Below are 23,704 nucleotides of genomic sequence, written 5' to 3' on the forward strand. Positions count from 1 at the left end.
TGCCGAGGGCGGGGCGACGATCATGAACTCTGGAGCAAGGCGGTTTCTCGCCTCTTTCATCCTTGTCTGGATCGTTGCCTTTCCTCACGCGGCCCATGCTCAGGGCGGTGACCTTGTCGTTGCTCCTGTCCGTGTCGTCTTCGAAGGCCGCGCCCGCGTCGCCGAGGTCACCCTCGTCAGCCGGGCCGACGAAGTGAAAACCTACCGTATCAGCTTCGAGAACCGGCGGATGACGCCAACCGGCAGCTTTGTCGCCATCGACAATGCTGGTCCCGGCGAGCGGTTCTCCGACAGCCTCGTCCGCTACGCTCCGCGCAGCGTCGAGCTGGAGCCCGGCAAGGCACAGACCATCCGCCTCCTCCTTCGCAAACCAGCTGATCTCGAATCCGGCGAGTACCGTTCGCACCTGAAGTTCGCAGCCGTCCCGGAGACCGCCGGCGCGATCAATTCGATCGAACGGACCGGTGATAAGAAGGACGGAATCTCGATTGCCCTGACGCCGATCTATGGCGTCACCATCCCGGTGATCGTCCGCCATGGCCAGACGAAGGCGTCCACCTCGATCGCGTCAGCCGATCTTGTGGACGACGAAGGCGGCATCGGTGTCGTCGTGGATCTCCAGCGTGAGGGCACGCGCTCTGTCTACGGAGATATCCGCGTCTACTCCGCCAATGGCAGGACCCTGCTGACTGAACAGCGAGGGATCGCCGTCTACACGCCGAACAACAACCGGCAACTCCGCCTCGGGCTTACCGCAGACGCCGCAAACACGGCAGCACGCGACGGCGTCCTCGTGAAATTCGATGAACGCAGCCCGCGCGACAATGCATCCTCGCGCTTCATCTCGGACCCCCTGAAGTAATCTTCAAACCATGGGGTGGGGCGGGAGCATAACCAAGCGCCTGATCGGCGCTCTGACGGCCTGCCTGCTCGCCACAACCCCGGCCAGGGCTGCGTTCCCCGAAGTCTTCTCGGACGAACTCCTCATCCTCAAGGTGCGTACCGGCGGCATCATGCTCTCCGACGCGCTTCTGGCTTATGAGACGGACAGTGGCACCTGCGTTCTCCTCGACGATTTCGCGGCTGCTCTTGAGTTTCCAATCACTACGGAAGGAACCGTCGCCTCAGGTTGGCTCTTCCGTCCCAAGAGGACATTCCGCCTCGACCTCGAGACCGAAGAGCTTGAGCTTGAAGGCCGCGCGAGGTTCATCGGTCCGGGTGACGTCTATCTGGATCAGGGCCTGCCTTGCGTGACGCTGGAGGCGGCCGGTCGATGGTTTGGCCTCAAGTCGGAGCTCATCAAACGGGACGCTCTTCTCCAGATCGAAAGCGCTATTCCCCTCCCCGCTCAGGAACGGGAGAACCGCGAGAAGATCCGCAAAAGGATGCGAACAGCCCTCGGCGAAACAGATGAGGATCTCGAGCGTGCTGACCTCGTTCCCTACGCGTGGGCGTCTGTTCCCCATACGGATTTTAACCTGCGCTATGTCAGTGAAGAGGCCGGTGAGCGGGTTGAAAGCGACCTCCTTGCCATCGGCGATCTTGGAAAGATGAGCACTGAAATCCTGGTGCGGGGCGACACCGACCGGGGGCTGCTTGGCGTGCGCGGCCGGATAGGCAGACGTGCCCCTCAAGGGATCCTCCCGCGAGGGCCGAGGATAACTGAAATGGCTCTCGGCGATATCGAAACGCCAGCAGGAAGGCTCAGTGCAGAGACTATCCCGGGCCGCGGGGCGATCATATCCTCGCGGAGGCTCGGCCAGCCCGACGTCTATGACCGGACGACTGTCGAGGGTGATGCGATCCCCGGGTGGGAGGTTGAACTCTACCGCAACAAGACGCTGCTCGATGCTCAGATCGTGGACGAAACCGGGCGCTACCGATTTCTCAATGTACCGCTCCTCTTCGGCAACAACCGCTTCGTTCTCGAACTCTACGGTCCGGAAGGGCAGCGTCGCCGGGAGGTTGAGAACGTCGTTGTCGGCGATGAAGCCCTGCCCAAGGGCGAGAGCGAATTCACCATCGCGGCGAACCAGCAACGCGTGCCGACCTTCTACGCCAAGGAGCTCGATTCCGATCCTGACACCGGTTCAGCCCGGGTCGGTGCGCTCCTCGCCTACGGGCTTGGTCAAAGCACGGCCCTGACAGTCGGTACACAGACCTATCAGTTCGATGGCGAGCGTCTTTCCTTTTTCGACGCCGGGATCAGGTCAGGCCTCAAGGGTATTGGCCTCTTCGTTGATAGCTCCTTTCAGAACGGAGGAGGATCCGCCTTCTCGATCGGTGCGCAAAAGGGCCTTTCGGCAGGCTTGATCACAGCCCGCCTTGAGACCTTCTCCAGCTATGTCAGCGAGCGCGCACGGGCCTTCGGGGACGACACGCTTTCGAGCCGTGCGGTACTTAATTCAGAGGTCACCGCCCGGCTGCCGGGGCAGCTCTTCGTCCCCCTCGCCGTCACCCTGTCGAGGGAGGAGCGTACTTCCGGCCGTTCCGATGACCAGCTGGCGATAAGAGCCAACACCCGTTTCGGCTCTGCCAGCATCAACCAGCAAATCGGCGTCAGGCGTATCGTCATACCGGGGCTTGATGTCACCGAGAACATCAGTGGACGGACGCTGATCAGCCGACGCGGACGCTGGCTCAACCTTCGTGCAGAGGCCGATTACCGGTTTGGCGACGACAGGAGCTTCGATCGCATCAGCGGCACTGCGGAATACCGGGCCGGAAAGAGTCTTTTCGTTCGCCTCACGGGCGCCCATCTTCCGAGAACAGAGCAAAACACTGTCAGCTTGGGGATCAATGCCGTCACCAACTGGGCAACTTTCGGGGTTTCAGGGACAAGGGATCCGAACGAGGAGGTGAGCTTCCGCGCCAGCCTCGCCATCTCAGCAGCAAAAACCCCAACCCGGAAGCCCCGGCTGATCACATCGCGAAGAAGCTTTGCGAGGACAGGAACGGCTTTCGTCAGGCCGTTCATAGACACCAACGCAGACGGCGCGCACCAGGAAGGCGAACAGGTGCTTGAGAGCACCATTGTCGTCAATGGCCGGGCTTATCAGTCGACTGAGTGGACGAGCGAAGGCGCGCTCATCAGGTACCTTCGCCTGGACAGGCCCAGCGCCGTGACGGTCGATCTCTCAAGCGTTCCGTCCGACGACGTGATCCTCGTTGCACCGGAGGAAGCAAAGCTCCTGCCCCGTGCCGGCAGGACGCCGGTGATCGACCTCCCCCTGACGCCGTCGGGCGATATGATCGGACAAACGAAGGATGAGATCAGCGGGATCATCCTGTCCGACGTGGCGCTCGAACTGGTCGATGAAAAAGGCGCGGTGATCGCAGAGACCCGGTCGCTCTTCGACGGCTACTTCATCTTCGAGAACGTGCCCCTCGGCGGTTATCTCGTGAGGATCGCACCAGATCAGCGCGAACGGCTGGGCATAGGATCGATCAGTGAGCGTTGGGTCGTTCTGAGCGAAGGCGTCGATATCATCGAGGGTCTTGAAATGCTGATCGACAGCACGGCCGCTGGACGCTTCGACTTGCCGACAGCAGCCTACCCCTATCTTCCCGACGACCCCGAAGGCGAACGCGGCTCGGACGAGGCAGCAGGCGCGCAATGAATGCGGATCGTACGCGTGAAAGGTCTCGCCCAACGAACCCTTGATTGAGAGAAAGCCAGCCCCTGCCAGGGCATTCGCCACTTTCAAAAGGTCCCCCAGACCTTTTGATCGCGCCTTGCGCGACCAGAGGCGAATGGTGCGGATGAGAGGACTCGAACCTCCACGCCGTAAGACACCAGAACCTAAATCTGGCGCGTCTACCAATTCCGCCACATCCGCACGGTTTGGGCGAAATGGCTGAATAGTCCCTGACGGGGCTGCTGTCGAGAAGGGTTGTGGCGTGATCTTTCCCGGGCGACCCTGCGGCGTCAGGAGGACCCCCATGAGCTATCTGGAAGTTGCTGTCTCACCAGTGCCGACCGAGAACCGGGAGCGTTATGTCGAGGTCGCGGAGGCCGCCGCCGCTGTCTTCAAGAAGCACGGTGCGCTGAGCATTACCGAGAATTGGGGCGATGATGTGCCCGAAGGAAAGCAGACGGACTATCACCGTGCCGTGGCGAAGAAGGATGGCGAGACCATCGTGATCTCCACGATCCTTTGGCCCTCTAAAGAGGTGCGTGATGCAGCCTGGCCCAAGGTCATGGAAGACCCTGCGATGGGCGCCCATGACGGCCTTTTCGACATGTCGCGGATGATCTTTGGCGGTTTCGTGCCGATCGTCTCGGTCAGCTAGACGCGAGCCTCTCGAGCACCGCTGCGATGCGCGGAGCCAACTGATCAGCGTTGAAGCCGGGGCCTGCGCCCTGCGCAGCTTCGGCGTGCACCCACGCGGCAGCGGCGGCGGCGACTTCGGGCGCGATGCCCCGGGCCATGAAGCCGCCAATAAGGCCCGCGAGGGTGTCGCCTGATCCGGCCGTGGCAAGCGCAGCGCTGCCGTTGGTGTTCAGTACGGGGAGGATGCCTCCGGCGATCGCGGTGGTCGAACCCTTGAGGAGGACCATCGCACCAGCGCGGGCAGAGGCCTTTTTCGCGCGCGAAAGCCTGTCACCATCGAGGCCGGGGAAGAGCCGGCTGAACTCTCCCTCGTGGGGGGTCAGGATGCACCTCTCGTGGAGCTTGCCGAAAAGGACGTGCGGCGTGTCCTCGTAGAGGGTCAGCGCGTCGGCATCGAGGACACAGGGCAAGCCGCTTTCAAGCGCCGCGCTCAGACACTCGCTGGCCAGGCGTCCATGGCCCATCCCCGGGCCGATCACGATCGCCGATGCCGTGCCATCGATCAGGGTGCGGAGCTCCTCAGGACCGGTGAGCGGCTTGACCATAACCGCATCGAACTGGCTGGCCGCGAACTCCGCTCCTGAAAGCGGCGCAAGATACGTCACGGCACCGGCGCCCGAAACACTGGCCGCGCGTGCCGCAAGACGCGCTGCGCCGCCCTTGAGGCCGGGACCACCGACCACGGCGACATGGCCGCGCGCATATTTGTGGGTATCTCCGTCAGCGACCGCGAGGCTTTGCTTCCAAAGCGCCGGATCATTGTGGAGCGCAGAGGTATCATCATGGTGCGGAACGATGCCGATATCCGCGATGAACAACCTGCCGGAGAGACGCCGTCCTTCGCCAAGAAAATGCCCAGGCTTAGCGCGGTGGAAGCTGACCGTGATGTCGGCCTTCGCCGCAGCGCCGAGGACCTCGCCGGTCCTGCCGTCAATGCCGCTCGGTAAGTCAACCGCGAGGACCGAAGCGTCCGACGCTTCCAGTTTTTCGATGAGAAGCCTCGCTTCGCCTTCGATGGGACGATTGAGGCCTGCGCCGAAGAGAGCGTCGACGACCAGCGTGCCCGCCTCGGGGCGGAAGGTCCCCGTCGGACTAAGGAGCCGCATGAGCCCCGAAGAGGTGTCGCTCTCATCCATCACGCCAGCATCGAGAAGATTCAACGTCACCGGCCAGCCCGCCTCGTCGAGAAGCGCCGCGAGCATCAGCCCGTCCTCGCCGTTCTGGCCCGGTCCGCAGAGGATGGTGACAGGTCGCCGCGTATAGTGTGCACGGAGGATCCTGAAGATGGCCCGCGCCGCTCGGGCGACCAGCGTGCCCACGGGGGTGCCGCCCGCGATGGTCCGCCGGTCGGCGGCCTGCATCGCATCGGGCGTCAGGAGCGCCTGCCGTTGCATCGCCTCCCTCTCGAACCCCATCGCTTCACCCCATGCATGGACGACCGTCCCGGAATGGGACGGCTGTGTCTCTATGATAGTATAACGCAAGAGCGTTGCCATGCGATCCAAACTGGAACCTTTTCGCTCAGGCTGTTAGCGCATCCCCATGAGGGCATTGATTTCAGACGAAGAAAAGCTGGCGCGGTTGCGTCTCATCCGGTCCCGGGGCATCGGTCCCCTGACCTATGGACAGCTCCTGGCGCGCTCGGGATCGGCACTTTCGGCGATCGAATTGCTGCCTGAGCTGGCAGAAAAAGCGGGCCGGAGGCGGATCGAACTGATGGGAGCGGGACCTGCCGCGCGGGAGATGGATGCCGCTGCGAGGCTTGGCGCGAAGATCGTGACCTTGGGAGAGGCTGAGTATCCCGGAGCGCTTGCAGCCATCGCCGACCCGCCTCCCCTCCTCACGGTGATCGGCAACCTTGCGCTTCTCCTCAAGGACAATATCGGCATCGTCGGTGCGCGGAATGCCTCGGCAGCGGGTCGGCGCATGGCGCGGGACCTCGCCCATGATCTGGGGGCGGAGGGTTTCGTCGTCGCCTCTGGAATGGCGCGAGGGATCGACGGCGCGGCCCATGAAGCGGCTTTCGAGAACGGTACCGTCGCCGTGCTCGCAGGCGGCGCTGACTCCATCTATCCGCCGGAACATGCATCGCTCTACCGTCAGATCACGGAGAAGGGCGCCATCGTTTCCGAGCAGCCTCTCGGGATGACGGCCCGCGCCAAGGACTTCCCCAAGCGAAACCGCATTGTCTCAGGCCTCTCGCGCGGCGTGGTGGTGGTCGAGGCTGCAGAGCGGTCAGGCACCCTCATCACCGCCCGCCTTGCCTCTGAGCAAGGCCGGGAGGTCTTTGCCGTACCCGGATCACCGCTTGACCCGAGGAGTGGCGGGACGAACGACCTTCTCCGGCGCGGCGCGACCCTGATCCGCGATGCGCAGGACGTGATCGACGAGCTTGCCCAGCCGATGCGCCAGGGCCTCTTCGAGCCTCCAGCCGATCCCTATACAGAGGAAGGTTTCGAGCCGGATCCCACTTTGCGGGCGACTATTCTCAGCCTTCTCAGCTTCACTCCGACCCACCGGGACCGCCTGATCGCGGAGGCAGGCGCCTCTGCAGGCCAGGTCGCTGCTGTGCTTCTCGATCTGGTGTTAGAGGGCAAAGCCGCGGAAGAAACAGGAGGGGCTTACGTGCTCTCTTCGGAGAGCGGCGGCAGGTAAGCCTCGCAATGGCTGTCGAAAATGTCCCAGAACTGGTCGCGATACTCGTCGCGCTCCATCAGGACCTCGTGCTTTGCGCCGGGGATCTCTGAGACGGTGACATGGGCCGGACAGGCCTCGGCCACCTTGTGATGGTGCGCCGGGTTGACCCATTCATCGTCAGGCAGGCTCACGATCACCGTGGGCACCGTAATCTGGTCGAGCGCACCTTCCTTTGAAAGCTTTGCATGCTGATCATGCATGGCCGCAACCATATGCGCGTAGGTCCTCGGCAGCGTCAGCCGCTCATCCTCGAGAAGCAGGTCCCGCAGCATCGCATGACGTTCCGGGTCGGAGGTCAACGTGTTGCCTTCGAACTCCATCGCCTGCCCGCCTTCGGGGGAAAGCGGTCTGTCGCCCTGACCAACGGCTTTGAGGAGCGCGGCGGCCGCCCGCGCACCCATGCGCTGAACGACTGAAGGGAAGATCCGCGTCGCCGGCGCAGACAGGATCGCGCAGTCCGCGCGGCCACCTTCGGCAAGGTAGCTGAGCGTTGCCAGCCCGCCCATTGAGTGCCCAAGCAGCGTCAGGCGTTCCGCACCCAGATGATCAACGGCGGCCCTCAGATCACCCACATGCTTGGAGAAATCATCAATCCGACCGCGCTCGTCACCTTCCTTGAGGCGCTGGGACATGCCTTGTCCGCGCGGGTCGATGGCATGGACGCGGAAGCCCCGGTCAATGAGATCGAGGGCAACCTCGGTGTACTTTTCCGAAGGCTCGGTCCAGCCGGGGACCATCAGGACATCGCCGCGTGTGCCGGGGCCACCGAAATGGACGAGCCTTATCGTCGCGCCGTCAAAGCTCTCGATGAACTCGGCAGTCGCTTCTTCAGGAACAGGGACGCTCTCGACACGGACGATAGGCGCTTCGGTCATTCAAAATCCCTGATCTTGAGGCGGGCCATCACCGCCATGTCGCCGCTGATTTTCAGCTGACCTGCGGTCATCGCCGTCTCCAGCCGCCGCTGGCCGGAGAGCACGGTCCGCAGGACCTGCCCGTCGCCGCGCCACAGGCAGAACCGCGACATCACCTCAGGCGGAGCCGCCTCGGAGATCGCGACCGCATCTTCCCGGCCATCAATCCACAGGGATGATCCGTCATCGGTACATTCGATCCTGAGAACACCGGCGAAGGGAGCAAGGAAGCTCTCCTTCGCCGCGGTCTCAAGTGATGAGGCAATGCTACTCAAGGAGCGCTTCCGCCGGCTCGATCGGCTTCTTGAAGCGAAGGGTCATGCGGTCGCTTTCGCCGATGGCCTTGTATTCCTCAGCATCGAAACCTTCAGGCGCCGTACCGTCCTGGCCAGAGGTCCGGCTACGCGGCGGCAGGGTCCAGACACCGAATGGGTGGTCCGCATCGTCGTTCGGGTTGGCGTTCACTTCGCTCGATCCGTCAAAGACAAAGCCAGCTTCTTCAGCGAGCTGACGAACGGTCGAAACCTTCACATACCCGGACGATTTCTCCATCGCCTTGTCAGCTTCTTCAGGCAGGCGGTGATCGACGACACCAAGGACACCGCCGGGCTTCAGCGCTTCGAAGAAGCCTGCGAAGGCCGCTTCGGACCAGCCGCCCATCTCGAAATTGTGGACGTTGCGGAAGGTCAGGACGACATCAGCCGTGCCTGCAGGCGCGAGCTCCTGACGCTCCGAGGTGAGGACCGACATCTCGATCTCGCCGAACTCGTCCGCGTTGTCGACGAAGCGCTCTTGGAAGGCTGCGAGCGAAGCCTGAACCCGCTCGTTCTCGCTCTCGGGATCGAAGCCAGCTGCGTAGAGCTTGCCGCCACCCGCTGCGAGGTAGCGCGCCAGAACCTGAGTGTACCAGCCGCCGCCGGGCCATGCTTCAACGACGGTGTCATCAGGCTCGACGCCGAAGAAAAGGAGCGTGTCGACCGGATTACGGAATTCGTCGCGCGCTTTCTGGTCCTCAGGACGGTCAGCGTCGTCGGCCGCAGCCTGAAGCATCTCGCGACGCGCCTCTTCGGAATAGCCCTCGGCCTCCGCAGGGGCTTCGGTTTCGACCGGTGCCAGGACTTCAGCGGGCTCAGGCGCCTCGGCTTCGGGGGAGCCGCAAGCGGCCACGAGGGCCAGGGCGGCGACAGAAAGAAGGGACGTTGCTTTCACGGGAGTTTCCTCACTTCACGTTCGGCGACGCCCATAAACGGTTTTCGGGGTCCTCGGAAGGGAAGAGAAAAAAACTGCGCAGCGACCTCTTGAACTCTTTTGTCCTCCATCCCAGTTTTCCGGTGTCGGACGCCATAATGGGTCCGGCAAAGCCCCAAGAGGGGCGCAAGTTGTTGCTCAATGGAGAATGACATGAGGACTTACGATATGAGCCCGGTTTACCGCAATTCTGTTGGTTTCGACCGGCTTTTCAACGAGCTTTTTGATGGTCTCAGCAAAGCTGAAACCTCTGGCTACCCCCCCTACAATATCGAAGTGATCGACGAGAACGACTACCGCATTACCGTGGCTGTCGCTGGTTTCGCTGAAGAAGAACTCGATATCGAAGTGACGGACCGCGCGCTGCGCGTAACCGGCTCGCGTAAGGGCGAGGAAGCCGAACGGACTTTCCTGCACCAGGGCATTGCCGGCCGCTCCTTCGAGCGCCGCTTCCAGCTTGCCCAGCACCTCAAAGTGCGCGGCGCGACGCTTGAGAACGGACTTCTCAACATCGAGCTGCAGCGGGACATCCCCGAAGCGATGAAACCTCGCAAGATCTCGATCGGTACGTCGGAAGACGCCGAGACGGGTCCGCGCGTCATCGCCAGCAACGACGCGGCTTAACCTCCGCTCCTCTTCCTCCCACGATGGTGGCCTGAGGGTTCGTTTCCCTCTTCCTCCCCCGAACGCTCGGGCGCCTTCACGGCGGAGATGATGCCAATCGTTGCAAGTCAGGATGCCGCCTCCGGCATCCTGGCGACGACCTGAGAAGATCTGAAGATCAACCGAGCACGCCGGCCCCTCGAGGCCGGCGTTCGGCGTTTCAGAGCCTGAGATTCTCTTCTGCCAGGCGGCTCAGCTCGTTCATCAGCCGCTCGCGCACCCAGCGGTGCTGGGGGTCATGGGTCCAGTTGGGATGCCAGCCGATATAGCAGGCGAAGCCTTCCGTATGCACTGGGCACGGCATCACCGAGAACTTGTCCTGGTGATAGCGGAAAAGGCTCGCCGGCGCGGTCAGCACACAGTCTGAGTTCTCAAGCGCTTCAAGCGCGAGAAGGAAGGTCTCCGTCCTGAAGGCGATCCGCCGCTTGCGCCCAGCATCATGGAGGCGCTGGTCGATCGGCCCCACATCCATGCCTTCAGGGTTGATGAGGATGTGGTCCGCCTCGCAGTAGCGCTCGATGTCCATGCCGTTGGCCAACGGGTGATCCCGCCGGACTGCCGTGACGTAACGCTCTTCGAAAAGACGCCGCTGGACGAAATCGTCGATATTCACCCCGGGCGGCAGGGACAGCATTTTGGGTTCAGGGAGGATGATCGCGTCGATCTTGCCTGCGATCAGGTCCTGGGCCTGGGCGACCGCTGGTTGGAGGATATCCAGTTCGAGCCCCGGTGCGTCTGGTTGTATCACTGACTGCCAGGATCGGACCACCATTGCCCCAATGCTGTCTATGACAGCTATTCGGAATTTTCCCTTTTGATGGGCTGGATCGAAGCTCTCTTCTTCCAGAAGAAGGTCCCGCATCCGGTCGACGATCTCCGCGACCCGGGGCTGCAGGCTCTCCGCCTTCTTGGTCGGAAGCATGGTCCGGCCTGATTTGATCAGCAGCGGATCCCCCAGAAGCTCCCGCAATCGGCCAAGCGCATGGCTCACCGTCGGCTGAGAGACATCGAGCCGCTGGGCGGCGCGGGTCACGGACTGTTCGGTGAGCAGCCAGTGGAGCGTGACGATCAGGTTGAGGTCGAGGTCTTCAAGGCGTGTGCGGGTCATAGAGGCAGCCTATAACGAAACTGACGATCTTGCATTTGATTTTATGACAGGAGGCTCCTAATTCGTTTGCAACGCACAAACCACGGAGATTTCCTGTGACCAAAATCGCTCAACTTTCCGCTGCTGCCCTTGCTCTCACGTTCGCCTTCGGCACCGCACAAGCCGGTAGCCTAAATGACGACATCAAGAACTGCCGCGCTGCAATCGAAGAAGCTGAGCTTCTCGGTGGTGCTGAGTTCAACCTCGACTTCGTCTCGGACAAGGGCAAGCGCAGCCGCGTTATCACCCTCGAAGCCCGCGTCGTCGGCGGTGACAACCAAACCATCGAATGCCGCATGACCCGTTCGAAGATCAACGAAGTCGTCGTCATCGAGGGCTAAGCCTTCCTGCTGGCACCCGGCGCGCTGCGCCGCGCCTTCCGGATGCCATTTTCTCCTCCTCCCGGGAGACTGATCGCCGCGCCGGCTGCCTCCGGCGCGGCGTTTCCTTTTTCGGGGGACTGGCCTAGGCGCGTGATCAGAGTGTGAGGCCAAAGCGTAATGTCAGCGAGCAGGAATCAGACTGACGAAGCGCCGATCCCCTGGCTCAGCCTGACGGCAGCCATCGCCGCGATTTCCGTCGCTGGCATGGGATTCGGGCACTCGCTGCCGCTCTTCTCCGTCCTGCTGGAAACCTACGGCGCCTCGGATTTCGAGATCGGCCTCAACACAGCGGTCGCGGCCATCGCCTCCCTCATTGGCGCGCCTTACTACCCCAGGATCATTGAGCGGATCGGTCTCAGGCCGTTTCTCCTCATCGCCCTTGCGGTGATGGTGACGCCCTACCTCCTCGTCTATCTCGCAGGGGACCAGATCATCTGGTGGTACCCCTTGCGGTTCATCTTCTCCGTCGGCGGCGGCGCCTTGTTTGCGGGGTCGGAGATCTGGATCAATGCGGCCACCCCTGACCGCATCAGGGGACGGGTGATCGGCCTGTACGGGACGTGCCTCGCGCTTGGCTTTGCCCTCGGTCCGTTGGTCGTCGACCAGACAGGCTATCAGGGCTGGCTGCCCTTCGTGGTCGGCGCAGGGGTCTTCTCCCTCGCAGCCATTCCGCTCGCCATCGCCAAGTCTCCAGGCATGGCCGAGAAGAGCGAAGGCAACATTTTCAAGGAGATGTTCAAGGACCGGGTCCTCTTCGGCGCAGCGGCCATGTTCGCAGGCGTAGAGAGCGCCATGCTCATCTTCCTGCCGATCCTCGCCATGGAGATCGGCCACGGCGTCTCGGCAGGCGCGCACTCGCTAACGATTTACGGGATCGGCCTCCTCGCGGCCCAGACCCCGGTGGGCAAGCTCTGCGAAATGTTCAGCCCGGGCAAAGTGCTGACAGGTTGCGCGGCCCTTGGCGCAGCGCTCGCCTTCGCCGTGCCGTTCGTTCAGGGCGAGCTCTTTCTCTTGCAGGCCGTCCTGTTCTTATGGGGTGGTGCGGTGGGCGGCATTTATACGTCAGGGCTGGTGGAGCTGGGCAACCGGTTCAAAGGCGCGGCGCTCTCAGCAGCCAACACCGGCTTTGTCTTCACCTATGCCCTGGGTGCCGTCGTCGGCCCGCTGGCAGCAGGCGCCGTGCGCGGGGGGATCGGTCCCGACGGGCTCCTCTACGGGATCGCCCTGTCGCTTGGCCTTTATGCCGTGGCGGCGGCGCGACGTCGTTCCGGTATGGCAGGGGCGTAGAACCCCAGAAGCGGAGCCGCACGGTCGAGCAGGGTCTGCACCTCACGCTCAGGAACCAGCCAGAGCGCGGCCTGACGAGCTTCATCTTCGCGGCGGTCGGCAATTGCGCGGATCATGGAGAGAAGCCGCGTTTCCTGCGGGCTTGGAACAACGCCCTGATCCATGCGCCAGCCACGGCGACCGTGCCGCCTCAGATGCTCAAGGGTCCGCTGCAAAGCCCAGCCGAGAACGCGGCCAGCGGCCCTGCCGGGGTCTTCAGCCAGCGCATCGCAGGAACGGGCCCGCATCTCGTCATTACCGACAGCGTGGGTGCGGAGGTGGCTCAAAAGCAGAAGGTCGTCCTGTTCGATCATTCCTAGATAATAATCATTCGCAGGAGCAGTCGCAACCGTTTTTGCGAATGTTTCGCAGAAGCAATTCGGCGTCCGCTTTCACAGGGGCCGCCGCGCCTCATACATGTTGTTTCCGCCCTCATCCGAAATCGTCGCGATCTCCTCGAACCCCGCATCCGCAAGCAGGCTCCGGTACCGCGCCTCCCCCAAGGAGACAGACCGCCGCCCGGTGAGGATGTCATCCCAGTCCCCAACCTCCTTCGGAGCAGAGAAAAGCAGCCATCCGCCGGCCACCAGCCCACCGAAGAGTTCTGGGAATAACGCCTCCTGCTCTCGCTCGGGCAGGAGAAAGACGAGCCCGATGGCAATGACGGCTCCGAAGCCCCCGCCCTTCAGGAAGGCGCTGCCTTGCACCGGGCCACAGACCCATTCAGAATCAGGGAAGCGCTTGCGATAGGCTTCCATCAGCGTCGGCGAGGCGTCGAGACCTGCCTGCTTCATCCCGCAGTCCGAGAGTACGTCCCCGATCGGCCAGCCCGAACCGCACCCAAGGTCGAGGACCCGAGCGCCCGGCGCGAGACGCCGCTTTGCCCAGGCTTTGACCGCCTTCGCACCCACCTCGCTTCTTACGTCCACGAACTGCCCAGCCACCGCTTCGTAGCCGGACGATTGGTCGTGCTCATCCATCGGAGACCTCCGATCAAAGCTTAGCGGGAGGTGGCCAAGAAAAAAGCCGGCCCCGCAGGACCGGCTCCTCTCAAAGGGGGTTTCAAAACGCCTCAGGCGGACTTCTTCGCCTTGTCGTCTTCCTTGTATTCACCGCACCAGTCCGAAGCGGCGACGGTCGGCCAGCTGGCCTTTTTCTCATTGTCAGCAGGCTGCGGTGCGTAACGGCGGCACTCGCTACCCTTGTCGTTGAAGTAGGCGCAGGACTGACAACTCATCGCGGTTCTCCTTCTTAAGGTCTGAATTGCTGACAGCTTGGCTACAGTGATCGTTCGCCTAAAACAACAGTAATCGAAGCACTATCTTTGCTCATGACTTTGCGAAACACTCGCATTGCAGATGCAAGTCTTTCGCAATGACTTTGAGAGACGTTCTCAATTGCAGAAGGCTAGACGATCTCTTCGCCATCAAAGAGCGGATCAACTTCGACGGCCTTCTCGAGCGCATCGTGGGCAGCCGCCGCTTTCTTGGCTGTTTCAGCGATGTGAAAGAGCGCATCGCCCCGGTTGACGATGGGCAAGTTGGTTCGCCCGATCATCAGGCCTTCTGTCCGCGCACGGACTTCTGTCTCCTCCTCGCCCAAGGGCCCGGAGACAACGCCCAGGAGCGCACCCTCCTCCACGTAATCGCCGAGGGAGACATAAGCCCTCATAATGCCGCTGATCGGCGCACGCTCCCAATGGCTCTGGCCTGAGCGCAGGGGTTTGGCGGGAGGCTTCTGGGTCTTCGTTCTCGGCAGCATGCCGCGCTGGCGCATGACGTTGAGGATGCCGCGCACACCGATCCTGATCGCGGTCTCGTCAAAGCGCAGCGCTTCCCCGGCTTCATAGAGAAGGATGTCGCAACCAAGCGCCTGCGCCTCGGCCCTGAGGGAGCCATCCCGAAGGCGCGCGTCGAGCATGACGGAGGTACCGAAAGCGGTGGCCATCGCCTCCACTTCCTCGTTGCCAAGGTCAGCCCTGATCTGGGGAAGATTGTCCCGGTGGACGGCAGCGGAGTGCAAATCGATGCCGATGCTCGAAGGCTTCACCACCTCCTGCATGAAGGTGTGGGCGAGCTGCGCTGCCATGGAGCCCCGCTGCGTGCCCGGGAAACTGCGGTTGAGATCACGCCTGTCCGGCAGGTACCGGCTTTGGGTCACGAAGCCATAGGCGTTGACGACCGGCACAAGGATCAGGGTCCCCTTGAGCTTTTCCAGCGCCTTCACCTCGGCAAGGCGGCGGATGATTTCGACGCCGATAATCTCATCGCCGTGGATCGCGCCCGAGACGAACATGACCGGACCGTCCTGCTTGCCGTGGATCACCTGGGCGACGAGGTGCATTCGGGTGTGGTCCGAAAGACGGCTGAGCGGGATGTCGATGGTCTGGCGCTGGCCCGGCTGGATTTCTGTCCCTGCGAAGATGAAGGACGAACGGGGTGTGGTGGTCACGAACGGTTCCTAGAAAGAGCGCCTGTCTTTTCGGCCTTATCGCGGGGCCCGTCGAGCAGTTTCGCTTGACAGGACAGCGTCAGCCTTTAAACGCCGCGCTTCTGATTTTTCGAACCTTCGACAGGTGACCCCGTGGCAAAACCGACTACCATCAAGATCCGCCTCAACTCGACCGCAGGCACCGGCTATTTCTACGTGACCAAGAAGAACACGCGGACCATGACCGAGAAGATGGTCGTCCGTAAGTACGACCCGGTCGCGCGCAAGCACGTCGAGTTCAAGGAAGGCAAGATCAAGTAAGCACGCTTGATCGCCAGAACGACGAAGGGGCGCCTGAGCGCCCCTTTTTTGTTGCCGATTTTCAGGTGCAGCTTCGCTCCTGAGGTCTCCGCACGAAGGCCCTCAAGCGAGGGCCCGGCGCAAAAGCGCCGCCCCGCCGGAGGCGCCACGCGCCGTGAGGCAGAAGAGCCTTCCTACTCGATCAGCCCGACACCCCAACGCTTCGCGGCTTTCGCGAACCGCTCGCCGTAAAGCTTCGCCGTTTTGATATCGCCCCGAGGCGGGTTGTTCGGGCCAGGCTCAGCGTTTGCCGACTGCGCCATCGGGCCTAGATAGCCGCCAACGCGGTTCACAGCATCTTCGAAGGCACCGTCGTAGTCAGGATCGGAAGTCTGGTTACCGAGGCCAAGGTTGACCCACAGCATCTGCTGTTGACCGGCGAGGACCGACATTCGCTGCAGGGTCGCAAGCTTGTCGCCCGACAGGCTGCCTGAATTGGTGAAGCCGCCCGCGAGCTTGTCCTTCCAGCCCTGGCGGAACCAGATCTTCGAGGTCTTGTCGAAGAAGTCCTCCATCGGTGCAGAAACCGAGCCCATGTAAGTCGGCGAGCCGAAGATGATGCCGGCGACATCATCAAAGCTGTCCAGCGCATCGCCTGCTTCCTCAACGGTGTGGAGGCGGACCTCGACCCCGTCGACGCTCGCAGCACCGTCGCGCACGGCTTCTGCGACGAGTTTCGTGTGGCCGTAGCCTGAGTGATAAATGATAGCGATCGTGGTCATGGCCGAAGCCTCCTCTCGTAACGGGAGGAATGTGAGACAGGCAGCGCCCGATACCAGTTCCTTCTCAGCGAAGCTGCCTTGCCCCTTTCGCAAGGGACCGGGTCTCGCTAGGGGGCGCGGATGAAGACTGCCGTCATCGTATTCCCCGCCTCGAACTGCGACCGTGACGCCCAGGTGGCCCTGCGTGAGGTCACCGGCCAAGAGCCGCAGATGATCTGGCACGCCGAGACCGAGCTGCCCGAGGGCCTCGACCTCGTGCTGCTGCCCGGCGGGTTCGCCCATGGTGACTATCTGCGCTGCGGCGCGATCGCTGCGCGCTCGAAGATCATGGAAGCGGTGAAGAAGCGCGCCGAGGCTGGCGGGCCGACCCTCGGCATCTGCAACGGGTTCCAGATCCTCTGCGAGACAGGGATCCTCCCCGGTGCTCTCATGTCGAACACCAACCAGCATTTCATCAGCCGCGAAGTGACCCTGCGTGTCGGCAATTCCGACAATCCCTTCACCAGGGGCTACAGCGAGGGCGACTTCACGCGCTTCTCGGTCGCGCACCATGACGGCAATTATCAGGCCTCGGATGAAGAGCTCGACCGCCTCGAAGGCGAAGGCCGCGTGGCCTTCCGCTATGTCGAGCCGATCAACGGAGCCGCGCGCCAGATCGCAGGGATCGTCTCCGAGGACCGCAAGACTCTCGGCATGATGCCCCACCCCGAACGCGCCATGTCCGAGGGCGCCTATGGCCGCATCTTCTTTGAACGGATGATCGAGGCGCTGGCAGCTTAGTCCTGCACCTTCCGCATCAGGAGCATATCCTTGATCCTGAGCGCGTTCTCGGGCTCGAAGCCGCATGCCACCTCGCCTTTTCGCGGGTTGGCGTAGGTGCCGAAGACCGCGTCCCATATCGGCAGGCCGTAGTTCCGCGCATGGACGCCCCGCTCATGGTGGAGGCGATGCATCTCCGGCCTCTGGGTCAGGAACCCGAGCCAGTGGGGGGTCTTCTGATCGGCATGGGCGATGAGGTTGAACACCGACACATAGAAGATCGCAAGACCCGCCGCCCACGGACTAACCCCGAACAGAAGATAGGCGACCCCTGCATTGAGAAGGTTCGCCGCGAGGCTGTCGAGCGGATGGACATAGAAGGCGGTCAGCACCTCGATCCGAGGCGGACTGTGATGCAGCTGGTGCATCATCCGCCACAGCGTGTCCGACTTGTGGATCAGCCGGTGCCACCAATAGGCGAGGAAGCTCGCGGTCAGGAAGACGGCGACGCTCTGGCTGAAGGGATCGCTGAACGGCAAAGGCAGCAGCGCGTTCATCCCGATCCATCGGGAGAAGACGAACCCTGTGATCACGACCACGGCGACATTCCCGGCATTCACCGCGCCCGCGAGGATACGCCAGCGCTTGTCACAGCTCGCCCCTGACGCAGGGGCGATGACTTCCCGGGTGAAAAGCGCCGTGAACAGAACGATCGTCGCGATATAGGCCAGAAGAACCAAGGGCCTGCCTCCTTGCGCTCAGCCTAGTGGCCATGCCCAGCCTGTTCCAGCGAAATGACGCCGCGCTCGCCTCTGCCTCCGAGATTTGCGCCCGTCCGGCAATTCGGCCAGCCTCCCGCCTTCTTCTGGAGGGACAAAGCCATGCTCGGACGCCGCCAATTTGTCACCGGTCTCGCCCTCGGCCTTGGGGCTGTCGCTGGGTGCAGTGAAGGATCAGAGGCCGAGGCCCCTGCACCGGCATCTGCGCCAGCGGGCACGCCGCCCAAGGGACAGGCCCTGTCGCTGACGGATCTCGAAGATGCGCTGACCGGCGCGAGCTATCTTGGGTGCGGTGGAGGCGGGGGCCTCGCCGAAGCGCGAAAGCTGATCCGCGATGATATCGCCGCTGGCCGGTCCTTCTCCATGCTGCCTGTCGAGAGGCTCCGGGACAAGGACCGCGTCGCCTGCCCCTACGGCCTTGCGAGCCTTGCCCCGACGAGCCCTGAGATGAAGGCGCGCCTCGACAGCTTCGAAAACCTGGACACCTTCCCGGTGCTTTCCTCCTTTGAGCATCTGGAGCAGCACCTCGGCACACGCTTTGCTGGCGTCATCCTCGGCGAGATCGGCCCCCTGTCGCTGGCTGAGGGCCTGTCGATCGCTGCGCGTATCGGCAGGCCTGCGCTCGATGCCGACACGGTCGGCCGGGCCGTGCCGGAGATCAATCAGCACTCGGTCAAAGTCGCGGGGCTCCCCCTCACCCCGATCGGCGGCGCAACGCCGTTCAGGGACAGGGTCGTCCTGTCGGAGACCGGGCATCCGACCCGTGCGGAGGACATGCTGCGCGGCCTGGCTGTGGTCAGCCGCGAGCTCGGTGTCACGGACTCGCCGATCACGGGCGCAGAAGCCAAACGCACCGGCACCCTCGTCACAGGCAGCCTCTCCCTCGCGATGGGCATCGGCGCCGCGGTCAGGCAGGCGCTGGCGGCAGGCGGCGACGCCATAGAAGCCGCAAGGCTTGCAGGCGATGGCTACACCCTGTTTCAAGGCGAGGTACAGGATTTCAACTGGCGCGATGAAGACGGATTCCTGATGGGTACACTGACCGTTACCGGAACGGGCGCCTTCGCAGGATCAACCCTCCTCACGGACTACAAGAACGAGCATCTCCTCGCCAGAAGGGACGGCGAGGTCATCGCCACCTGCCCTGATCTCATCACCGTGATCGACGAGGAGACAGCGGACGGGATCAACAACCCTGATTTCGTCAGGGGACAGAAGGTAAGAGTGCTAGGCTTCCGCTGCGACCCGCTTTGGCGGACACCGCAGGGCCTCGAAGTCTTCAGCCCCGGCTATTTCGGCTATGACGCCGACTACATCCCGATTGAAGAACGGTTAGGCTGAGGGGGCCCTCACAGGCCGTCGATCAGCAGCTCGCGCAACAGCCCGCGCATAGGGCCGTATCCGGATTGATCGAGTGCAGCGCCTGAGACCACGCGTCCGCTGTCGGGCCGGATGCTGACATAGGTGCCCCAGAACCCTCCGTGACTGTAGATCCGGACGCCGTCGATCTCCCCAGTGAACAAGCCGATGCGGTAGGGGCTTCCTTCGGGATGCCCGGGAGCCGTGATCATCAGATCGAGGGTTGAGGGGTCTTCGAAGACCTCGCCCTTGAAGAGGCTCGCATAGAAGAGCGCGACCTCCTCAACGCTGGCGATGAGGCCGCCTCCCCCATGCGCATCAATCGAACCATGGATGTCATGGGTCGGTGCTCCGTTCACATATTGATGTGCGCGTGGCAGGGCGCCTTCGGGCTGCGGCTCTTCACCATCCCACCAGGTTCGCTCAAGCCCAAGCGCATCAAGCTTTGTCAGCTCCCTGACGGCTTCGTGGAGAGGCCTTCCCGTGAGACCCTCGATGATGAGACCGAGCAGCACATAGCCGCTGTCGGAATAAGCGAACGCTTCGCCCGGCGCGCTCAGCGGATCGGTCTCGGCAACGAGCACGCCAATCTGCTCTTCAGGGGACCAGACCTTGCTCCGCTCACTGAAAACCTGATCGAGATAGGCTTCCGTCTGGGCATGGTCGGCAAAGCCGCCTGAATGCATCAGGAGGTGCCGCACGGTGATCGCGCCGAGGTCATAACCATCGCCAGAAAGAAGCGCCAACACATCCTCTCCGACCAGCGGTCCGATCGGGCTGTCGAGATCAATCTCGCCTTCCTCCATCAAGCGCAGGACAGCGGCGGCGACGATGGTCTTGGTGATCGAAGCCATGCGCAGAGGCGTCGCTGGCGTCATGGGTGCGCCCTCAGGATCCGCAACACCTGAGGCGCCTGAGATCATCCCGCCGCCCGCTTCGATGATCGCGAACGCAAAGCCTGGGACATCGCCGTTCTCATCATGCAGCGCCGTGATCCTCTGGGCGAGGGCCGTCTCCGGCGGCATTTCGCTGGGCGACGTTTCGGGCTCTGCGCAGGCAGCGAGCGCGAGGGCGGCAAGAGGAAGAATGGGTTTCATAGGTCGTCTCCTGCGCCCGGGCCTTCCCGAAGGACGCAAAAGGTTCCTACCCTCCCCATCAGCAGGGAGGAAGACATGGCCATTCTCTATACGGGGCTCGCGATCTTCATCGGGGTCCACCTTTTCACAGGCTTCGCGCGCGGCCCCCGGGCGGCACTGATCGGCAAGCTTGGAGACGGCGGGTACAAGGGGATCTACTCCCTCGTCTCTCTCGCCGGCTTCATCCTCATCATCATCGGATGGCGGCAGGGGTCGACCGACCCCGTCTACACCCCGCCCGAATGGGGACCCGGCGCAGCGGTCATTCTGATGGCGCTGAGCTTCATCCTCTTCACAGCGGCTTACCTGCCAGCCGGGCGGATCAAGTCATTCGTGGGCCACCCTATGGTCGTCGGCACCATCCTTTTCGCCGCCGCACACCTCCTGACCAACGGTGACCTCAGATCCGGAGTGCTCTTCGGCGCCCTCCTCGGATGGAGCCTCCTCGACCGCATTGCCGTGAAAATGCGCGGCGATCTTGGGCCGAAGGGCAGCTCGCTCGTTGGCGATGGCTTATCAATCGCGGCGGGGCTCTTCAGCACCTACCTCGTGGCGCACCACCTCCACCGCTACATCGCGGGCGTCGGCCTCGATCCAGCGCATTTCTTCGGCGGGTAAGCATCCCTTGCGCAGAGGCGGAGATGGGGGCATTCCGTGCCCCATGACTCACTCCGCCGAGACCATCGCCGAACACGGCCTGACGCCCGAAGAATATGACCGCTTCAAGACCTCGATCGGTCGCGAGCCAAGCATGCTTGAGCTCGGCATCGTCTCGGTCATGTGGTCCGAGCACTGCTCCTACAAGAGCTCCCGGCGGCACCTGAAGACCCTGCCCACCGAAGGCCCGCAGGTCATCCACGGCCCCGGCGAGAACGCAGGCGTGGTCGACATTGGCGACGGTCAGGCGGTCATCTTCAAGATGGAGAGCCACAACCACCCAAGTTTCATCGAGCCCTATCAGGGAGCAGCGACCGGGGTGGGCGGCATCATGCGCGATGTCTTCACCATGGGCGCGCGTCCGGTGGCGCTTCTCAATGCGCTCCGCTTCGGCGCGATCGATCATCCGAAGACGAAGCACCTTCTGTCGGGCGTCGTTGCGGGCATTGGCGGCTACGGCAACTGCATGGGCGTCCCGACCGTCGGCGGTGAGACAGGGTTCGATCCCCGCTACAATGGCAACATCCTCGTCAACGCCATGTGCGTTGGCATCGCGGACACCGACAAGATCTTCCTCTCGGCTGCCAAGGGTGCAGGCAATCCTGTCGTGTACGTCGGATCGAAGACTGGCCGCGACGGTATCCACGGCGCGACCATGGCCTCGGCTGAGTTCGACGAAGCCTCCGAGGAGAAGCGCCCCACCGTGCAGGTCGGCGACCCCTTCATGGAGAAGCTGCTCCTCGAAGCCTGCCTCGAGCTAATGGCCGAAGACGCTATCGTCGCGATCCAGGACATGGGCGCGGCTGGCCTCACTTCCTCGTCGGTGGAGATGGCGTCCGGTGGCCTCGCAGCTGGCGAAGGCGGTCTGCACCTCAAGCTCGATGACGTTCCTCAGCGTGAGGACGGCATGACGGCATACGAGATGATGCTGTCGGAGAGCCAGGAGCGTATGCTGATGGTTCTCAAGCCCGGCGCCGAAGACAAGGCCCGCGCCATCTTCGACAAATGGGAAGTCGACTTCGCCGTCATCGGCCATACGACGGACACAGGCCGGCTCGTGATCGAGCACAAGGGCGAGATTGAATGCGACCTTCCCCTCGAACCCCTCGCTGACGAAGCGCCGAACTATGACCGTCCGCAAGCGGAACTCTCTGAGCCTGCACAGCTCGAAGATCCGGTCGCCAGCTTCACCGACCTTCAGGTCTCGCTCACCAAGGGTGAGCAGGACCTCGAACAGGTGGCCGAAGCCCTGATCTCCGAGACCCTGAGCGGCAAGGACGGCATCGGCGCTGTTGGTATCTCTGAGGGTAACGGAACCCTCACCATCCACGCGCGCACCAGCTTCGGCGCGGACAGCGCGGTTCTCGACACCTTCAAGACCGCCGCCCAGAATCTTGAAGCCGCAGGGGCTGTCGCCAAGGTCCGCGCCGAAGACGAGACGGTGGAGGTGAACCTCGCCGACCAGCCGGGCGGCGACACCATGCTGCTGGCACTCCGTAAGCTGACGGCTTCGCCTGACCTTTGCTCGCGCCGCTGGATCACCCAGCAGTACGACCACACGGTCATGGCCGACACGCTAATAACCGGCGGCGATGCTTCGGTGGTTCGGGTGCACGGGACGAACAAGGCTCTCGGCGTCACCGCCGATTGTACGCCCCGCTATTGCGCCGTAGCGCCCTATGAGGGCGGCAAGCAGGCCGTGGCCGAAGCCTGCCGCAACCTCTCCGCCGTGGGTGCTGAGCCGCTGGCGATCACCAACTGCCTCAATTTCGGCAATCCCGAAAAGCCCGAGATCATGGCCGGTTTCGTCGGCTGTATCCGGGGCCTCGGCGATGCTGCCAAAGCGCTTGGGGCACCTGTCGTGTCGGGCAACGTCTCGCTCTACAACGAAACCGACGGCTCGCCCATTCCGCATACCCCGGCCATTGGCGCCGTAGGCATCCTCCGTGACCAGAACAAGCGCGCGACCATCTCCGGCATGGAGAGTGGCGATGCGCTCATCGCCATCGGTGTGACCCGGGGCCACCTCGGCCAGTCGCTCTACATGCGAAACCTCTTCGGCATTGAGGAGGGCGCTCCCCCCGCCGTCGATCTCGAGCTTGAGAAGAAGACCGGCGATTTCATCCGTAAGCAGATCGAAGATAGCGCTGTCTCGGCCGTCCACGACGTCTCCGATGGCGGCCTTCTCGTCGCAGCGTCCGAAATGTGCCTCGCCAGCGGCATGGGCGTTGCCCTCACGACCTCGATCAGTGCCCGGAAGGCAGCCTTCTGGTTTGGCGAGGACCAGGCCCGCTACCTCGTCTCCGTCCCGGCCGAGACCGCAGACAGCTTCGTCCTCAAGGCCGCCATGGCAGGGCTCCAGGCCAGCCGTCTCGGCATCTTCGGCGGCGAGGAAATCATCCTCGACGGCCAGGAACGCATTGCCGTCACCGATCTCGCCGCAGCCCACGAAGCCACGATCCCTGAACTCTACCGCCTCGAGGAGGACCGCCTGATGCCCATGAAGGAATCCGAGATCAAAGAGATGATCCTGACCGCCATGCCCGACGCCGAGGTCGAGATCGAAGACCTCGCAGGCGATGGCGACCACTACCGCGCAGTCGTCCGGTCAAACGCCTTCGAAGGCCTCACCCGCATCCAGCAGCATCAGTTGGTCTACCGAGCACTGGGCGGAAAAATGGGCGACACCCTCCACGCCCTGGCCCTTGAAACACAGGTTAAGGGGTAGAGCTGCGCGCTGCCCCTTCTTCAGGTAGGGGCAGCGTTGATAAAGCGAAGGCCGCGCTCGAG

At 63.0% G+C, this 23,704-nt stretch carries 24 protein-coding genes and 1 tRNA gene; 12 read left to right on the forward strand and 13 right to left on the reverse strand.

Annotation, left to right across the window (positions count from 1 at the left end):
* Positions 1–22 precede the first annotated feature (22 nt).
* Both HK107_RS04025 and HK107_RS04030 read left to right on the forward strand, forming a co-directional pair.
* Positions 23–862 (forward strand): molecular chaperone, encoded by an 840-nt coding sequence (locus tag HK107_RS04025; protein ID WP_173196989.1) that lies wholly within the window; start codon positions 23–25, stop codon positions 860–862.
* A 10-nt stretch (positions 863–872) separates the two neighbouring features.
* Positions 873–3,620 carry a hypothetical protein gene (locus tag HK107_RS04030; RefSeq protein ID WP_173196991.1) on the forward strand — a complete coding sequence of 916 codons (2,748 nt, stop codon included), beginning with the start codon at positions 873–875 and terminating at the stop codon, positions 3,618–3,620.
* A gap of 134 nt (positions 3,621–3,754) precedes the next feature.
* Here HK107_RS04030 and HK107_RS04035 read toward each other — a convergent pair.
* A tRNA-Leu gene (locus tag HK107_RS04035) sits at positions 3,755–3,839 on the reverse strand.
* 103 nt (positions 3,840–3,942) lie between these two features.
* Here HK107_RS04035 and HK107_RS04040 point away from each other — a divergent pair.
* Positions 3,943–4,293, forward strand: a complete 351-nt coding sequence (locus HK107_RS04040; protein ID WP_173196992.1) for a DUF1428 domain-containing protein — start codon at positions 3,943–3,945, stop codon at positions 4,291–4,293.
* On the opposite strand, the gene HK107_RS04045 is transcribed toward HK107_RS04040, so the two are convergent.
* On the reverse strand, positions 4,286–5,749 hold the full coding sequence (locus HK107_RS04045) for an NAD(P)H-hydrate dehydratase (RefSeq protein ID WP_173196994.1): 1,464 nt from the start codon (positions 5,747–5,749) through the stop codon (positions 4,286–4,288). The two genes, HK107_RS04040 and HK107_RS04045, sit on opposite strands and share 8 nt — an antisense overlap.
* Before the next feature lie 127 nt (positions 5,750–5,876).
* On the opposite strand from HK107_RS04045, the gene dprA reads away from it, so the two are divergent.
* Positions 5,877–6,989, forward strand: a complete 1,113-nt coding sequence (gene dprA / locus HK107_RS04050; protein ID WP_173196996.1) for a DNA-processing protein DprA — start codon at positions 5,877–5,879, stop codon at positions 6,987–6,989.
* On the opposite strand, the gene HK107_RS04055 is transcribed toward dprA, so the two are convergent.
* The 3 genes from HK107_RS04055 to HK107_RS04065 are packed head-to-tail and all read right to left on the reverse strand — an operon-like array spanning position 6,956 to position 9,154.
* Positions 6,956–7,906: an alpha/beta hydrolase gene (locus HK107_RS04055; RefSeq protein ID WP_173196998.1), complete on the reverse strand. Its 951-nt coding sequence runs from the start codon at positions 7,904–7,906 to the stop codon at positions 6,956–6,958. The two genes, dprA and HK107_RS04055, sit on opposite strands and share 34 nt — an antisense overlap.
* The gene (locus HK107_RS04060; protein ID WP_173197000.1) at positions 7,903–8,220 is read right to left on the reverse strand and encodes an SCP2 sterol-binding domain-containing protein; all 318 of its coding nucleotides are present in this window, start codon (positions 8,218–8,220) and stop codon (positions 7,903–7,905) included. Before HK107_RS04060 ends, HK107_RS04055 begins: the two co-directional genes overlap by 4 nt.
* Entirely contained in the window at positions 8,213–9,154 is a 942-nt protein-coding gene (locus HK107_RS04065) for a class I SAM-dependent methyltransferase (RefSeq protein ID WP_198912289.1), read from the reverse strand. Before HK107_RS04065 ends, HK107_RS04060 begins: the two co-directional genes overlap by 8 nt.
* Positions 9,155–9,346: 192 nt before the next feature.
* Here HK107_RS04065 and HK107_RS04070 point away from each other — a divergent pair, with 192 nt between their 5' ends.
* Positions 9,347–9,817: an Hsp20 family protein gene (locus HK107_RS04070; protein ID WP_173197002.1), complete on the forward strand. Its 471-nt coding sequence runs from the start codon at positions 9,347–9,349 to the stop codon at positions 9,815–9,817.
* 199 nt (positions 9,818–10,016) lie between these two features.
* On the opposite strand, the gene HK107_RS04075 is transcribed toward HK107_RS04070, so the two are convergent.
* Entirely contained in the window at positions 10,017–10,964 is a 948-nt protein-coding gene (locus HK107_RS04075; protein WP_173197004.1) for a LysR family transcriptional regulator, read from the reverse strand.
* A gap of 95 nt (positions 10,965–11,059) precedes the next feature.
* Here HK107_RS04075 and HK107_RS04080 point away from each other — a divergent pair, with 95 nt between their 5' ends.
* Entirely contained in the window at positions 11,060–11,344 is a 285-nt protein-coding gene (locus HK107_RS04080; protein WP_173197006.1) for a hypothetical protein, read from the forward strand.
* 159 nt (positions 11,345–11,503) lie between these two features.
* Positions 11,504–12,673: an MFS transporter gene (locus tag HK107_RS04085; RefSeq protein ID WP_173197008.1), complete on the forward strand. Its 1,170-nt coding sequence runs from the start codon at positions 11,504–11,506 to the stop codon at positions 12,671–12,673.
* Here HK107_RS04085 and HK107_RS04090 read toward each other — a convergent pair.
* The 4 genes from HK107_RS04090 to HK107_RS04105 all read right to left on the reverse strand — a co-directional run bounded on the left by HK107_RS04090 (position 12,625) and on the right by HK107_RS04105 (position 15,163).
* Entirely contained in the window at positions 12,625–13,026 is a 402-nt protein-coding gene (locus tag HK107_RS04090) for a hypothetical protein (RefSeq protein ID WP_173197010.1), read from the reverse strand. The two genes, HK107_RS04085 and HK107_RS04090, sit on opposite strands and share 49 nt — an antisense overlap.
* A gap of 78 nt (positions 13,027–13,104) precedes the next feature.
* Positions 13,105–13,692: a class I SAM-dependent methyltransferase gene (locus HK107_RS04095; RefSeq protein ID WP_173197012.1), complete on the reverse strand. Its 588-nt coding sequence runs from the start codon at positions 13,690–13,692 to the stop codon at positions 13,105–13,107.
* A gap of 92 nt (positions 13,693–13,784) precedes the next feature.
* Positions 13,785–13,949 (reverse strand): hypothetical protein, encoded by a 165-nt coding sequence (locus tag HK107_RS04100; protein WP_173197014.1) that lies wholly within the window; start codon positions 13,947–13,949, stop codon positions 13,785–13,787.
* 170 nt (positions 13,950–14,119) lie between these two features.
* Positions 14,120–15,163, reverse strand: coding sequence for a succinylglutamate desuccinylase/aspartoacylase family protein (locus tag HK107_RS04105; protein ID WP_198912290.1), 1,044 nt, complete (start codon positions 15,161–15,163; stop codon positions 14,120–14,122).
* A 132-nt stretch (positions 15,164–15,295) separates the two neighbouring features.
* Here HK107_RS04105 and rpmG point away from each other — a divergent pair, with 132 nt between their 5' ends.
* Positions 15,296–15,463: a 50S ribosomal protein L33 gene (rpmG, locus tag HK107_RS04110; RefSeq protein WP_173197016.1), complete on the forward strand. Its 168-nt coding sequence runs from the start codon at positions 15,296–15,298 to the stop codon at positions 15,461–15,463.
* A 173-nt stretch (positions 15,464–15,636) separates the two neighbouring features.
* On the opposite strand, the gene HK107_RS04115 is transcribed toward rpmG, so the two are convergent.
* Positions 15,637–16,224, reverse strand: a complete 588-nt coding sequence (locus tag HK107_RS04115) for a flavodoxin family protein (protein WP_173197018.1) — start codon at positions 16,222–16,224, stop codon at positions 15,637–15,639.
* Positions 16,225–16,344: 120 nt separating this feature from the next.
* On the opposite strand from HK107_RS04115, the gene purQ reads away from it, so the two are divergent.
* A complete protein-coding gene (purQ, locus tag HK107_RS04120; RefSeq protein WP_173197020.1) occupies positions 16,345–17,004 on the forward strand; it encodes a phosphoribosylformylglycinamidine synthase subunit PurQ in 660 nt (219 codons plus the stop codon).
* Here the strand turns inward: purQ and HK107_RS04125 are convergent.
* Positions 17,001–17,723: a sterol desaturase family protein gene (locus HK107_RS04125; RefSeq protein ID WP_173197023.1), complete on the reverse strand. Its 723-nt coding sequence runs from the start codon at positions 17,721–17,723 to the stop codon at positions 17,001–17,003. The two genes, purQ and HK107_RS04125, sit on opposite strands and share 4 nt — an antisense overlap.
* Positions 17,724–17,864: 141 nt before the next feature.
* Between HK107_RS04125 and HK107_RS04130 the strand changes: the two genes are divergently transcribed.
* A complete protein-coding gene (locus HK107_RS04130) occupies positions 17,865–19,103 on the forward strand; it encodes a DUF917 domain-containing protein (protein ID WP_173197025.1) in 1,239 nt (412 codons plus the stop codon).
* Between the two features lie 8 nt (positions 19,104–19,111).
* On the opposite strand, the gene HK107_RS04135 is transcribed toward HK107_RS04130, so the two are convergent.
* Entirely contained in the window at positions 19,112–20,218 is a 1,107-nt protein-coding gene (locus HK107_RS04135) for a serine hydrolase domain-containing protein (RefSeq protein WP_173197027.1), read from the reverse strand.
* Positions 20,219–20,293: 75 nt separating this feature from the next.
* Between HK107_RS04135 and HK107_RS04140 the strand changes: the two genes are divergently transcribed.
* Together HK107_RS04140 and purL are read left to right on the forward strand one after the other, a co-directional pair.
* Complete coding sequence (locus tag HK107_RS04140) at positions 20,294–20,875, forward strand: NnrU family protein (protein WP_173197028.1); 582 nt, start codon at positions 20,294–20,296, stop codon at positions 20,873–20,875.
* Positions 20,876–20,918: 43 nt separating this feature from the next.
* The gene (purL, locus tag HK107_RS15810) at positions 20,919–23,642 is read left to right on the forward strand and encodes a phosphoribosylformylglycinamidine synthase subunit PurL (RefSeq protein ID WP_269815571.1); all 2,724 of its coding nucleotides are present in this window, start codon (positions 20,919–20,921) and stop codon (positions 23,640–23,642) included.
* Positions 23,643–23,704 lie beyond the last annotated feature (62 nt).

This window comes from Parvularcula mediterranea, assembly GCF_013085255.1.
Classification (GTDB): domain Bacteria; phylum Pseudomonadota; class Alphaproteobacteria; order Caulobacterales; family Parvularculaceae; genus Parvularcula; species Parvularcula mediterranea.

Coding starts and splice junctions, on each gene's coding strand:
- HK107_RS04025 (WP_173196989.1), top strand. CDS start 23: ATGAACTCTGGAGCAAGGCGGTTTCTCGCCTCTTTCATCCTTGTCTGG.
- HK107_RS04030 (WP_173196991.1), top strand. CDS start 873: ATGGGGTGGGGCGGGAGCATAACCAAGCGCCTGATCGGCGCTCTGACG.
- HK107_RS04040 (WP_173196992.1), top strand. CDS start 3,943: ATGAGCTATCTGGAAGTTGCTGTCTCACCAGTGCCGACCGAGAACCGG.
- HK107_RS04045 (WP_173196994.1), bottom strand. CDS start 5,749: ATGGGGTTCGAGAGGGAGGCGATGCAACGGCAGGCGCTCCTGACGCCC.
- dprA (WP_173196996.1), top strand. CDS start 5,877: ATGAGGGCATTGATTTCAGACGAAGAAAAGCTGGCGCGGTTGCGTCTC.
- HK107_RS04055 (WP_173196998.1), bottom strand. CDS start 7,906: ATGACCGAAGCGCCTATCGTCCGTGTCGAGAGCGTCCCTGTTCCTGAA.
- HK107_RS04070 (WP_173197002.1), top strand. CDS start 9,347: ATGAGGACTTACGATATGAGCCCGGTTTACCGCAATTCTGTTGGTTTC.
- HK107_RS04075 (WP_173197004.1), bottom strand. CDS start 10,964: ATGACCCGCACACGCCTTGAAGACCTCGACCTCAACCTGATCGTCACG.
- HK107_RS04085 (WP_173197008.1), top strand. CDS start 11,504: ATGTCAGCGAGCAGGAATCAGACTGACGAAGCGCCGATCCCCTGGCTC.
- HK107_RS04090 (WP_173197010.1), bottom strand. CDS start 13,026: ATGATCGAACAGGACGACCTTCTGCTTTTGAGCCACCTCCGCACCCAC.
- HK107_RS04095 (WP_173197012.1), bottom strand. CDS start 13,692: ATGGATGAGCACGACCAATCGTCCGGCTACGAAGCGGTGGCTGGGCAG.
- HK107_RS04100 (WP_173197014.1), bottom strand. CDS start 13,949: ATGAGTTGTCAGTCCTGCGCCTACTTCAACGACAAGGGTAGCGAGTGC.
- HK107_RS04115 (WP_173197018.1), bottom strand. CDS start 16,224: ATGACCACGATCGCTATCATTTATCACTCAGGCTACGGCCACACGAAA.
- purQ (WP_173197020.1), top strand. CDS start 16,345: ATGAAGACTGCCGTCATCGTATTCCCCGCCTCGAACTGCGACCGTGAC.
- HK107_RS04130 (WP_173197025.1), top strand. CDS start 17,865: ATGCTCGGACGCCGCCAATTTGTCACCGGTCTCGCCCTCGGCCTTGGG.
- HK107_RS04135 (WP_173197027.1), bottom strand. CDS start 20,218: ATGAAACCCATTCTTCCTCTTGCCGCCCTCGCGCTCGCTGCCTGCGCA.
- HK107_RS04140 (WP_173197028.1), top strand. CDS start 20,294: ATGGCCATTCTCTATACGGGGCTCGCGATCTTCATCGGGGTCCACCTT.
- purL (WP_269815571.1), top strand. CDS start 20,919: ATGACTCACTCCGCCGAGACCATCGCCGAACACGGCCTGACGCCCGAA.